This window comes from Streptomyces sp. NPDC002232, assembly GCF_042890295.1.
Lineage (GTDB): Bacteria > Actinomycetota > Actinomycetes > Streptomycetales > Streptomycetaceae > Streptomyces.
Map to the genome: position 1 here is coordinate 80,466 of NZ_JBIARV010000002.1, position 11,364 is coordinate 91,829.

At 74.7% G+C, this 11,364-nt stretch carries 11 protein-coding genes; 3 read left to right on the forward strand and 8 right to left on the reverse strand.

All coding sequences use genetic code 11. The annotated features are described in order from the left end of the window. Positions 1-4: 4 nt before the first annotated feature. The 3 genes from ACFYXU_RS07150 to ACFYXU_RS07160 all read right to left on the reverse strand — a co-directional run bounded on the left by ACFYXU_RS07150 (position 5) and on the right by ACFYXU_RS07160 (position 3,163). Positions 5-1,000 carry an SCO1860 family LAETG-anchored protein gene (locus ACFYXU_RS07150; protein WP_376508816.1) on the reverse strand — a complete coding sequence of 332 codons (996 nt, stop codon included), beginning with the start codon at positions 998-1,000 and terminating at the stop codon, positions 5-7. Between the two features lie 288 nt (positions 1,001-1,288). Further along, positions 1,289-2,008, reverse strand: coding sequence for a siderophore-interacting protein (locus tag ACFYXU_RS07155; protein ID WP_384565209.1), 720 nt, complete (start codon positions 2,006-2,008; stop codon positions 1,289-1,291). A 69-nt stretch (positions 2,009-2,077) separates the two neighbouring features. After that, positions 2,078-3,163 carry an amidohydrolase family protein gene (locus ACFYXU_RS07160; protein ID WP_376508812.1) on the reverse strand — a complete coding sequence of 362 codons (1,086 nt, stop codon included), beginning with the start codon at positions 3,161-3,163 and terminating at the stop codon, positions 2,078-2,080. 231 nt (positions 3,164-3,394) lie between these two features. Between ACFYXU_RS07160 and ACFYXU_RS07165 the strand changes: the two genes are divergently transcribed. Continuing rightward, positions 3,395-4,492 carry a pyridoxal-phosphate-dependent aminotransferase family protein gene (locus ACFYXU_RS07165; protein WP_376508871.1) on the forward strand — a complete coding sequence of 366 codons (1,098 nt, stop codon included), beginning with the start codon at positions 3,395-3,397 and terminating at the stop codon, positions 4,490-4,492. Between the two features lie 56 nt (positions 4,493-4,548). Here ACFYXU_RS07165 and ACFYXU_RS07170 read toward each other — a convergent pair whose 3' ends face one another. Further along, entirely contained in the window at positions 4,549-5,619 is a 1,071-nt protein-coding gene (locus tag ACFYXU_RS07170) for an alkene reductase (protein ID WP_389408356.1), read from the reverse strand. Positions 5,620-5,732: 113 nt separating this feature from the next. Between ACFYXU_RS07170 and ACFYXU_RS07175 the strand changes: the two genes are divergently transcribed. Next, positions 5,733-6,242: a MarR family winged helix-turn-helix transcriptional regulator gene (locus ACFYXU_RS07175; RefSeq protein WP_329856430.1), complete on the forward strand. Its 510-nt coding sequence runs from the start codon at positions 5,733-5,735 to the stop codon at positions 6,240-6,242. A gap of 215 nt (positions 6,243-6,457) precedes the next feature. Here ACFYXU_RS07175 and ACFYXU_RS07180 read toward each other — a convergent pair whose 3' ends face one another. The 4 genes from ACFYXU_RS07180 to ACFYXU_RS07195 form a co-directional block, all read right to left on the reverse strand. Beyond that, positions 6,458-7,516, reverse strand: a complete 1,059-nt coding sequence (locus ACFYXU_RS07180) for an aminotransferase class V-fold PLP-dependent enzyme (protein ID WP_389408355.1) — start codon at positions 7,514-7,516, stop codon at positions 6,458-6,460. Positions 7,517-7,606: 90 nt separating this feature from the next. Beyond that, complete coding sequence (locus tag ACFYXU_RS07185) at positions 7,607-8,314, reverse strand: DsbA family oxidoreductase (RefSeq protein ID WP_389408354.1); 708 nt, start codon at positions 8,312-8,314, stop codon at positions 7,607-7,609. Between the two features lie 65 nt (positions 8,315-8,379). After that, the gene (locus ACFYXU_RS07190) at positions 8,380-8,856 is read right to left on the reverse strand and encodes a GNAT family N-acetyltransferase (RefSeq protein WP_361399724.1); all 477 of its coding nucleotides are present in this window, start codon (positions 8,854-8,856) and stop codon (positions 8,380-8,382) included. A 67-nt stretch (positions 8,857-8,923) separates the two neighbouring features. Further along, entirely contained in the window at positions 8,924-9,907 is a 984-nt protein-coding gene (locus ACFYXU_RS07195) for a GlxA family transcriptional regulator (protein ID WP_376508804.1), read from the reverse strand. Positions 9,908-9,977: 70 nt separating this feature from the next. Here ACFYXU_RS07195 and ACFYXU_RS07200 point away from each other — a divergent pair, with 70 nt between their 5' ends. Further along, positions 9,978-11,339: an MFS transporter gene (locus tag ACFYXU_RS07200; protein WP_376508802.1), complete on the forward strand. Its 1,362-nt coding sequence runs from the start codon at positions 9,978-9,980 to the stop codon at positions 11,337-11,339. Positions 11,340-11,364 lie beyond the last annotated feature (25 nt).

Consider the following 11,364-nt stretch of genomic DNA (forward strand, 5'->3'; position numbering starts at 1 on the left):
GCCGTCAGCCTCGGGAGCGGCCGCGCGTGCGGGTCACGACGAGGGCGCCGCCGCCCGCGACGAGCAGGGCGAGCGCTCCGATGGCGAGGTACGGGGTGGAGGAGCTGCCGCCGGTCTCGGCGAGGTGCTCGGTGGGCTTGGTGCCGCCGTTGTCGGTCTTGATGCCCCCGGCGTCGCTCGGCCCGGCCGAGGGCTGCTGGGTGGGCTGCTCGGGGCGCTCGGTCGGCTTCTCGGTGGGCTTCTCCGTGGGCTTCTCGGTCGGCTTCTCGGTGGGCGCGGTGCCCCGGGGCGTCTCGCAGGTGGCCTCGGCGAGGGTCACCGTGCCGTCGACCCGGGCGACGCCGAGCTTCAGCGGGTCGACGGCCACCTTGAGTTCGAGCGCGGTGGCCGCGGCGGTGCGGGAGGTCGTGGACGTGCGGGAGAGGTCCAGGGTGACCTCGCCGACGCCGGGCACGCTGACCTGGGTGCGGCCGGCCGCGGACAGGGTGGTCTTCTTGCCGAACACGGTGACGTGGCCGAGGACGTTGGACTCGGCGACCGGCTTCTTCCCCACCTCGCACAGCGCCTTGGAGGTGACCTTCTCCACCTCGACGAGGGAGAGCAGCGGGATGCCGGGGACGTGCACCCGGGCCTTGACGAGGTTGACGTGGCCCTCGGCCTTCTTGTCGTCGACGGTGGCGTCCGCGGTGGCGACGTCGGCCTTGAGGATGTCGACCGGCTCCCCGCCCTCGGCCCCCTGCACCTTCACCGAGAGCGCGGTCTCGTTCTTGCTCGCGGGCGCCTCGACCTCGTTGAGGGAGACCCGGACCGGCACGTCCACGGCCTTGCCGAGCAGGGAGACGTCGAGGCCGGTCCGCAGCACGACGGCGGTGGCACGCCCTTCGCCGCCCGAGGCGTGCGCCGCCGGGGCCGCGAGGAGCACGGGGCCGACGGCCAGGGCGGCGACGGTCGCGGCGGCGGCGGAGCGACGTACGGGCATGCGGAAGGTGTTGCTGTTCAAGATGGTGGAACCCCCACAGGAGACATGGCGTCGCCGGCCGCTCACCACGGGGACGGTGGGTCGGTGCGGCCTCAGCGACTTGAGACACCGGAATCTTTACGCACGGAGAGTGAACTGGCAGTCACCTGACGGGACTTCACTCGGAAGGGGGGTTTCCGTGTTCATTTTCGATTTTTCTCTATACAACCGTTCCCGGTTGTCCCGCGTGTTTCGTACGGGGAGCTCCGCACGGAAGGGGTGAGAACGATCCGCAGGCCTCCCGGGTCACGGATCGTCAACCCGGTGCACTCAGCCCGCGCGCCAGTATCCGAGCGCGTGGACGCGCTCCCTGGGCAGCCCGAGCTCCTTGCGCGCGTATCCGGCGAGGGCCCGGGTGGTGGCGGTGTCGCAGGCGATCCAGACGTACGACCGGGCGTCGGCGAGCGCGGGCAGTTCGGCCTTCACCCGGGCGACGAGCGCGGCGCCCCGCTCCTCGCGCGGGATCCGGCGCAGCTCGTGCCGCGCGGGGTCGAGCCGTACCGGCAGCTCCTCGTCCGAGGGGTGCTGGGTCTCGAACCACAGGGTGGCCGGGACGTCGGGGAACGCGTCGAGCAGGGAGTTCACGGCGGGGAGGGAGGCCGGGTCCCCGACGACGAGCAGCCGCTCCGGGAGCGGGTCGGGGGCCTCGAAGCCGGTGCCCTGGAGGGTGGCGTCGACGGTGTCGCCGGGGGCGCAGGCGCGGGCCCAGCGGCTGGCGACCCCGTCGTGGAGGGCGAACTCCAGGCTGAAGGTGCCCGCCTCCGGGTCGGGGTCGACCAGGGTGTAGGCGCGCTGGTGGGGCCGACCGGCGTCGTCGAACCAGACGCGGACCCACATCGTGGGGTGGACTCCGGCGGCGGCGAGCAGCCCGCCGTCCGTGAAGCGCACCCTCCGGTAGTCCTCGGTGACCTGCTCGGCGCCGGTCACCGTGAACGTGAAGTCCTTGCCGCGCATCAGCCTGAGCACCGCGCCCTGCCAGCCGTGACCCACCGGGACCCCTCCCCCACTTCAGCGATTAATTCAGGTAAGCCTAACCTAACCGCCGTTCGGGTTCGCGGCTCAGCCCACGATCCGGCCGTTGACGACCACCCGGCGCGGTGCCGCGAGGACGCGGACGTCCGCGCGCGGGTCCTCGCCGTAGACCACCAGGTCGGCCGGCGCGCCCTCCTCCAGGGAGGGGCGGCCCAGCCAGGCCCTGGCCCCCCAGGCGGTGGCCGACAGCGCGTCGATCGGCGGGATCCCGGCGCGGGTCAGCTCCTCGACCTCCTCGGCGACGAGCCCGTGGGCGAGCGAGCCGCCCGCGTCGGTGCCGACGAAGACGGGCACGCCCGCGTCGAAGGCGGCGCGGACGGTGTCGTACCGGCGCTCGTGGAGCCGTCGCATATGGGCCGACCAGCGGGGGAACTTCTCCTGGCCGCCGTCAGCGAGGTGCGGGAAGGTCGCGATGTTGACCAGCGTCGGGACGATCGCGACCCCGCGCTCCGCGAAGAGCGGGATCGTCTCCTCGGTCAGCCCGGTGGCGTGCTCGACGCAGTCGATCCCCGCCTCGACGAGGTCCCGGAGCGAGTCCTCGGCGAAGCAGTGCGCGGTGACGCGGGCCCCGAGCCGGTGCGCCTCCGCGATCGCCGCCTCCACCTCGGCGCGCGGCCAGCAGGCGGTCAGGTCGCCCACCTCGCGGTCGATCCAGTCGCCGACCAGCTTGACCCAGCCGTCGCCCCGGCGGGCCTCGCGGCCGACGTACGCCACGAGGTCGGCGGGCTCGATCTCGTGGGCGTAGTCGCGGATGTAGCGGCGGGTCCGGGCGATGTGCCGCCCCGCCCTGATGATCTTCGGCAGGTCCTCGCGCTCGTCGATCCACCGGGTGTCCGAGGGCGAACCCGCGTCCCGGATGAGCAGGGTGCCCGCGTCCCGGTCGGTGAGCGCCTGCTTCTCGCTGGTGGCCTCGTCGACGGGGCCGTGCCGGTCGAGGCCGACGTGGCAGTGGGCGTCGACGAGACCGGGGAGCGCCCAGCCCTCGACGGTCACCGACTCGGCGGCGGGCCGCTCGAAGGTGATCCGCCCGTCGACGCACCACAGTTCGTCCCGGACGTCCTCCGGGCCGACGAGCACCCGCCCCTTCACATGCAGCACCACGTGATCGCTCATACCGGCACTCTACGAGCCGTGTCGAGCGGGCCGGGCCGGCCCGCGGTCCCCCCGGGCCCCGGCCGGCCTCCGGGGCCGTGCGCACGGCCGGGACGGCGCCGTCGCCCCGCCCGGTCCCGCCCGGGACCCCGCGCGCCCGCCGGGCGGCGACGGGACGGCTTAGGCTGGCACGCGTCGCGTCCCGATGCATGCGACACGTATCCGACCGCGAAGAAGGAACCCCCCGTGACCGTGACACATCCGCTGCTGGACCTGGCCCCGCTGACCGCCGCGCACTTCGCGTCGATCGAGCGCCGGGTCGCCGCGCTGCTCTCCACCGAGCAGGACGTGGTGATCACCCAGGGCGAGGCGCTGCTGCCCCTGGAGGGGTGCATCCGCAGCGGCGCGCGGGCCGGTTCGACCGCGCTGAACGTCGTCACCGGCCCGTACGGACAGACCTTCGGGAACTGGCTCCGGGACTGCGGGGCGACCGTGGTCGACCTGGCGGTGCCCTTCCACACGGCGGTGACGGCGGAGCAGGTGGAGCGGGCGCTCGCCGAGCACCCGGAGATCGACTTCGTGTCGCTCGTGCACGCGGAGGCCGCGACCGGGAACACCAACCCGGTGGCGGAGATCGGCGAGGTCGTGCGGGCGCACGGCGCGCTGTTCTACCTGGACGCGGTGGCGTCGATCGGCGCCGAGCCGGTGCTGCCGGACGCCTGGGGCGTGGACATGTGCATCATCGGCGCCCAGAAGGCGATGGGCGGCCCCGCCGGCGTCTCGGCGGTGTCGGTGAGCGCGCGGGCCTGGGAGCGGTTCGCCGCCAACCCGGCCGCGCCCCGCCGCTCGTACCTCTCCCTCCTGGACTGGAAGGAGCGCTGGATCGACGGTGGCCGGAAGGCGCTCCTGCACGCTCCCGCGCAGCTGGAGATGCTCGCCCTGGAGGCCTGCGTGGACCGGATCGAGGCCGAGGGCCTGGACGCGCTGATGGCCCGGCACGCCTCGGCGGCCGCCGCCACCCGCGCGGGCGCGCGGGCCCTGGGCGGCGGTCTGGAGCCGTACGTGCGCGAGGCGAAGGACGCGGCGCCGGTGGCGACGACGCTGCGCGTGCCCGCGGACCTCGACGCCTCGGAGCTGGTCGCGAAGGCCCTCGCGGCGGATCCGTCGCTGCCGCTGATCGCGGGCGGCGGGGCACTGGCCCAGGAGATGATCCGGGTCAACCACTACGGGGTGGACGCGACCCCGGGGGCCGTGCAGTCCTCGCTGGCCGCCCTGGGCGCGGCGCTCGGCGAGTCGGGCCGGACGGTGGACCTGGAGGCGGCGCGCCGGGCGGTCACGGAGGCCTGGTAGTCCGTACGGGAAAGGGGCGGGGGTGCGCGGCCCCCGCCCCTTTCGCGCGCCCGGGTTCAGAGCGCGGGGTAGTCGATGTAGCCCTCGGGGCCGCCGGCGTACATGCCGGCGGCTTCGGGGGTGTTGTAGGGGCCGCCGGCGCGCAGGCGGGCGGGCAGGTCGGGGTTGGCGATGAAGAGCCTGCCGAACGCGACGAGGTCGGCGGTGCCGTCCTCGATCAGCGCGAGGGACTCGGCGCCGGTCGGGGCGGCGCCGGTGGCCGGGTTGAGGATGAAGGTGCCGGCGAACCGCTTGCGCAGGTCGAGCACGAGCGGGCGGAGCTCGGGGGCGGTCTCCAGGACGTGGAGGTAGGCGATGCCGACGGGCTCGATCGCGGTGACGAGCCGGGTGTAGATCTCCTCGGTGTCGGTCTCGCTGATGTCGTTGAGGGTGTTGGCCGGGGAGATGCGCAGGCCGGTGCGCTCGGGGCCGATCTCGGCGGCGACGGCCTTGACGACCTCGATCGCGAAGCGGACGCGGTTCTCGACGGAGCCGCCCCACTCGTCGGTGCGGTGGTTGGAGCCGGAGGCGAGGAACTGCTGGATCAGATAGCCGTTGGCTCCGTGGATCTCGACGCCGTCGAAGCCGGCCTCGACGGCGTTGCGGGCGGCGGAGACGAAGCCGGCGATCGCCTCGTGCACCTGCTCGCCGGTGAGCTCGCGCGGGGCGACGTACGCCTTGGGGCCCTCGTGGGTGTAGACCTGGCCGGCGGCGGCGATCGGCGAGGGGCCGACGGGGTGGAGGTCGCCGTCGAGGAGGTCGGGGTGGCCGATCCGGCCGGAGTGCATGAGCTGGGCGAAGATCCGGCCGCCGCGCTCGTGGACGGCGGTGGTGACCTCGCGCCAGGCGGCGATCTGCGCGCGGCTGTGGAGGCCGGGGGTGTCGGGGTAGCCCTGGCCCTCGGGGACCGGCTGGACGCCCTCGCTGATGATCAGGCCCGCGGAGGCGCGCTGGGCGTAGTACTCGGCGACGATCGCCGGCGGGGTGCCGTCGTCGCCGTTGGCCCGGCTGCGGGTCATGGGGGCCATCGCGATGCGGTTCGCGAGGCGGGTTCCGGCGAGGTCGATGGGGTCGAATGCAGTGGTCACGGCTGTCCCTCACAAGAATATGTGGTCGGCCAACTAAACGGGCCGCTGCCACTGTAACCCATTCATTGGCCGACCAAGGTAATCTGGTGGGAAAGCCGTCCCGAGGAGCCCCCGTGTCAGGAACCGACCCCGTCTGTACCGCCCCGCCCGCCGGGCCGCAGCCCTCCGGCGCGTGCACCGGGACCGTCAGTCACACCCTGGCGTGGGTCGCCCGGCTGCACCGGATCGCCATGGGCCGGCGCCTGCGGGACCTGGGCCTCTATCCGGGCCAGGAACTGATGATGATGCGCCTCTGGGACTGCGGGGCGGTCCGGCAGTCGGAGCTCATCCAGTCCCTGGGCCTGGACCCCTCCACGGTGACGAAGATGCTCCAGCGCATGGAGCAGTGCGGCTACGTCCGCCGCAGCCCGGACCCGGCCGACCGGCGCGCGGTCCGGGTCGAGGCGACGGACGAGGGCCTCGCGCTGCGCGCCGGGGTCGAGGGGGCCTGGCGGGACCTGGAGGAGTGCACGCTGACCGGGCTCGCCCCGGCCGACCGGACGGAACTCGCCCGGCTCCTCGGCCTGGTGGGCGAGAACCTGGCGAAGGAAGCGGGCGAGGAGGGCGAGGGCGGCGTCTGCTGACGCCGGGGCCGGGGCGGCGGTGGGGTGCCAGGCGATCTGGCGCGGCGGAGCCCGGTGTCGGACGGGAGTGGCCGGTGGACCGCCGGGCGACCCTGCCGTGGAGCCCGGCGTCGGACCGGAGTGGCCGGTGGATCGCCCGCCGGTGGACCGGACCCGGCCGGTGCGGCGGCCAGGTGGGCGGCGGCCCCGGTCCGCGGGCCCGGGGCCGGCGGCGCTCAGTCCGCCAGGACCTCCAGGACGCGGTCCACGTCCGCCGCCGTGTTGTACAGGTGGAAGGACGCCCGCAGGTTCCCCGCGCGGGCCGACAGCAGGACGCCCGCCTCGCGCAGGGCGTCCTCCCGGTCGCCCAGGCCGGGGACGGCGACGACCGTCGAGTCGTCCATGACCGGCGCGTGCCCGAGGGCGAGCAGCCCGGAGCGGAAGCGGGCCGCGAGCCCCTTGTCGTGGGCCTCGATCCGCTCGATGCCGATCTCCTCCAGGAGGGCGAGCGAACGGGCCGCCCCGTAGTACGAGAGGAAGGCCGCCGGCTCGTCGAACCGGCGGGCGGAGCGGGCCAGTTCGCGGACCGGACCGTAGCTGTTGACCCACAGCTCCTCGCCCGTCACCCAGCCCGCGTGGATCGCGAGGAGGGAGTCCTGCGCCTCCTCCGTGACGGTGAGGAAGGACGCCCCGCGCGGGCAGAGCAGGTACTTGTAGCCGCCGGCGACCGTGTAGTCCCACTCCCCCGCGCGCAGCGGCAGCCAGCCCGCCGACTGGGTGGCGTCCAGGAGGGTGCGCGCGCCGTGGGCGGCCGCCGCCGCCCGTATCGCCGCGAAGTCGGCCGTGCGGCCGTCCGCCGACTGCACGGCGGAGAAGGCGACGAGCGCCGTCCCGGGCCTGACGGACTCGGCGAGCCGTTCCAGCGGCGCGAAGCGGATCTTGAGGTCGCCGCGGATCGTGAAGGGGGTGATGACCGAGGAGAAGTCCCCCTCGGGGAAGAGGACCTCGGACCCGGCGGGCAGCGACTGGGCGATCATCCCGCAGTGGACCGCGACCGAGCTGCCGACGGCGACCCGCTCGGGGGCGACTCCGGCGATCCGCCCGAAGGCGGCACGGGCCTCGTCCACGATGTCGAAGTCGCCCGCGCCGCCGGGGCGGCCGTCGGCCGTCTCCTCGGCGAGGAGCGTGACGGCCTCCACGGTCCGGCGGGGCAGCAGGCCGCACGCGGAGGTGTTCAGGTAGGTGTTCTTGGGCGCGAACTCCGCGCCGCCGAGCGGCTGATCAAGGGATTCCATGCTCCCACCCTGGATTCCCCGCGATCACCCGTCAATGGCGTTTCGACCGTGGGGAGACCCAAGACGCGCTGATCGGCGCAGGTCGGAAGCTCAGGCCTGCGGGACCTCGCAGGCCCCGTCCGGGCCGCAGACCTCCGCGTCGGTGCCGACCGGCTGGAGGACGCGGCCCTGCCAGGCCTGCTCCAGGGCCCGGGTGAAGACCTCGGCGGGCTGGCCGCCGGAGACGCCGTAGCGGCGGTCGAGGACGAAGAACGGCACGCCGTTGGCGCCGAGTTCGGCGGCCTCGCGCTCGTCCTCGCGCACGGCGTCGGCGTACGCGGTCGGGTCGGCCAGGACGGACCGGACCTCGGTCTCGTCGAGACCGGCCTCCACGCCGAGCGTCACGAGGGTCTCGGCGTCGAAGACGGAGCGCTCCTCGGCGAAGTTGGCCCGGTAGGCGAGGTCCAGGAGCTCGCTCTGGCGGCCGCGCTCCCGGGCGAGGTGGAGGAGCCGGTGGATGTCGAAGGTGTTGCCGTGGTCGCGGCCCTCGGTGCGGTAGCCGAGGCCCTCGGAGCGCGCGTTCGAGGCGACGTGCTCCTCCATGGCGCGGGCCTCGTCGAGGGTGCGGCCGTACTTCGTGGCCAGCATCTCCAGGACGGGCCCGGTGTCGCCCTTGGCGCGGTTCGGGTCGAGCTCGAAGGAGCGGTGCACCACCTCGACGTCGTCGCGGTGGGCGAAGGCCGCGAGCCCCTTCTCGAAGCGGGCCTTGCCGATGTAGCACCAGGGGCAGGCGATGTCGCTCCAGATCTCGACGCGCATGTGACTTCTCTCCGAGGGGTTGCCGGTGGGGTGTACGTCTGCGGGAACGTGCGCGCGGGTCCGGTTCATTCCGGTTCCGGCCCCGGTGTGAGCCGGAGCACCAGGTGCCGGCCGGCGCGCGGGGTGTCCGGGTCCGGCGTCCAGCCGTGGGCCGCGTAGAAGGCCCGGGCGCGCTCGTTCCGCTCGAAGACCTCCAGGCGGGCCGAGGTCACCCCGGCGGCGCGCCAGGCCGCGACGCAGGCCGCGTGGAGCTCGCCGCCGACGCCCCGGCGCCACTGCGCGGGGGCGACGTGCAGCTGGCTGAGGACGGCGGCGGCGCCGTCGACGCGGTGGGCGGCGACGCCGGCGATCACGCCCTCGCGCTCGGCGCAGAGCACGGCGCCCCGGCCGACGGCGTCCGCCCAGCGCTCGCGGGCGGCGGCGACCGCCTCGGGGCCGAGGAACTCGGCGGGCGGGAGGTGGCCCTGGTAGTAGGTGGCGCGGGCCTCGGTGTGGAGGGCGACGACGGCGTCGACATCGGCGGCGGTGGCGAGTCTGATCACGGACGTTCGAACGCCGGAGCGACCGATCCGGTTCCTGGTGGCCGCTGCCCGGGCGGCCCGGCGGCCTTCAGCCGGTCCCTGCCCCCGCGCCCGTCAGCCGGCTGAAGGTGGCACGGTAGGCGCTGGGTGTGAGGCCGGTGCGGCGCAGGAGGTGCTGCCGGAGCGAGTCGGCGGTGCCGAGGCCGCTCGCGCGGGCCACCTGGTCCATGGCGAGGGAGGTCGTCTCCAGGAGCTCCTTCGCGCGCTCGACGCGCTGGTGGAGCAGCCACTGGAGCGGACTGACGCCGGTCTCCGCGTGGAAGCGGCGCGACAGGGTGCGGACGGAGACGCCGGCGTGCCGGGCGAGGTCGGTGAGGCCGAGGGGCTCGTCGAGGTGCTCCATCGCCCACGCGCGCGTGTCGGCGAAGGAGACCCCGCGCTCGGGAGGCAGCGGGGTCTGGGTGAACTGGGTCTGGCCGCCGGGCCGGACGGGCGCGACGAGGGCGAGCCGCGCGACGGCGTTGGCGACGGCGGCGCCGTGGTCGGTGCGGATGACGTGCAGGCAGAGGTCAATGCCCGCCGCGTATCCGGAGGAGGTGAGGACGGGGCCGTCCTGGACGAAGAGGACGTCGTCCTGGAGGTCGACGGCCGGGTGCCGGGCCGCGAGCAGCGGGCGGTACGCCCAGTAGGTCGTCGCCGTCCGGCCGTCGAGCAGGCCCGCCTCGGCGAGGGCGAACGCGCCGGTGCAGATGGAGGCGATCCGCTTGCCCCCGTCGGCGGAGGCGCGCAGGACGTCGAGGACGCGCGGGTCGGGCGCCTCGTAGGCACCGCTGCCCGCGAGGATCACGGTGTCGGCCCCGGCGACGGCCTCCAGTCCGTGCGGGATCACCAGGTCGAGGCCGCCGGTGGTGGCGACGGGCCCGGGGTCGGGGGCGCAGATGACCGTCTCGTACCCCGGCCGGCCGTCGATCTCGACCTTGCCGAAGAGCATCTCCGGGATGGCGAGGTTGAACATCGAGACGGGCGGGGCGGCGATCACGGCGACGCGCCGGACCCGGGAATCGACGGGCATGGCCAGAACCTCCGGTCGTATGGCATTCCAGCCACTACTGTACGGCCGCGCGGCTCACGAAGCTGGACGCATGTCCTCAACAGTCCAGATCCAGGCCCCCGTTGTGCGGCCGGGTGCTCCCTCCCCCGGTCCCGCGCTCGCCGCCGCCATGCTCGGCTTCGCGCTCATCACCCTCGACACGTCCGTCGTCAACGTCGCCCTGCCCGCGATCGGAGCCGATCTGCGGGCCGGTATGACGGGCCTCCAGTGGGTGGTCGACTCGTACGCGCTGGCCTTCGCCGCGCTGCTGCTCTCCAGCGGGGCCCTCGCCGACCGGGTCGGGGCGAGCCGGGCGTACGGCGCGGGGGTCGTCGTCTTCGCCCTCGCCTCGGCCGCCTGCGGTCTGGCCCCGGGCCTCGCGGGGCTCCTGGCGGCCCGGACCGCGCAGGGGGCGGCGGCGGCCGTGATGCTGCCGGCCTCGCTGGCGCTCGTACGGGAGGCGTACGGCGATCCGGTGCGGCGGGCCCGGGCGGTGTCGCTGTGGGCGGCGGGCGGCACGGTCGCGGTGGCGCTCGGCCCGGTCGCGGGCGGGGCCCTGACCACGGCCTGGAGCTGGCGCGGGATCTTCTTCGTCAACCTGCCGCTCGGGATCCTCGCGCTCGCCCTGCTGACCCGGGTGGCCCGCTCCGAGCGGCGGCCGGCCCCGCTGGACCTGCCGGGGCAGCTGACCGCGATGACGGCGCTCGGGGCGCTGACCTTCGCGGCGATCGAGGGCGGTACGGAGGGCTGGTGGGCGCTGGGCGTCGCGGTGGTGGCCTTCGCCGCGTTCCTGCGGGTCGAGTCGCGGCGGCGGCGGCCGATGGTGCCGCTCGGGCTGTTCCGGAACACGACGGTGGCGGTGGCGGTGGCGGCCGGTTCGGCGAACAGCGTCGCCTTCTACGGCATGGTCTTCGTGTTCGGCCTCTTCTTCCAGCAGGTGCTGGGGCTCTCGGCGCTCGGCGCGGGGCTGATGTTCCTGCCGATGACGGGGCTGCTGGCCGCGGTGAACGTCCTGTCGGCGCGGGTGGCGGCGCGGTACGGGGCGCGGCTGCCGATCGTCGTGGGCCAGGCGGTCGCGGTCGCCGGACTGCTCGGCCTGCTGACCGTGGACGCGGGCTCCTCACGGGCCGCGCAGGCGCTGCTCCTCGTCCCGCTCGCGCTCGGCGCCGGCTTCTCGCTGCCGCCGCTGATCGCGGCGATGATGGAGGCCGTCCCAGCCGAGCGGGCCGGCACGGCGGCGGGCCTCCTGAACGCGATCCGGCAGACGGCCGGTGCCCTCGCGATCGCGGTCTTCGGCTCGCTCGCGGCCCGGGACATGGCGTCGGCGATGCGCACGAGCCTCCTGATCAGCGCGGGGCTGCTGACCGTGACGACCCTGGCCTCGCTGCGGCTGCCGCGCCGCCGCACCCCCTAGAGGACGGTCCCGCCCGGGGGAAAGA

Excerpts from the sequence above, each read along its gene's own strand:
- ACFYXU_RS07195 (WP_376508804.1), bottom strand. The coding sequence starts at position 9,907 with ATGCCCGTCGATTCCCGGGTCCGGCGCGTCGCCGTGATCGCCGCCCCG.
- ACFYXU_RS07180 (WP_389408355.1), bottom strand. The coding sequence starts at position 7,516 with ATGGAATCCCTTGATCAGCCGCTCGGCGGCGCGGAGTTCGCGCCCAAG.
- ACFYXU_RS07160 (WP_376508812.1), bottom strand. The coding sequence starts at position 3,163 with ATGAGCGATCACGTGGTGCTGCATGTGAAGGGGCGGGTGCTCGTCGGC.
- ACFYXU_RS07200 (WP_376508802.1), top strand. The coding sequence starts at position 9,978 with ATGTCCTCAACAGTCCAGATCCAGGCCCCCGTTGTGCGGCCGGGTGCT.
- ACFYXU_RS07185 (WP_389408354.1), bottom strand. The coding sequence starts at position 8,314 with ATGCGCGTCGAGATCTGGAGCGACATCGCCTGCCCCTGGTGCTACATC.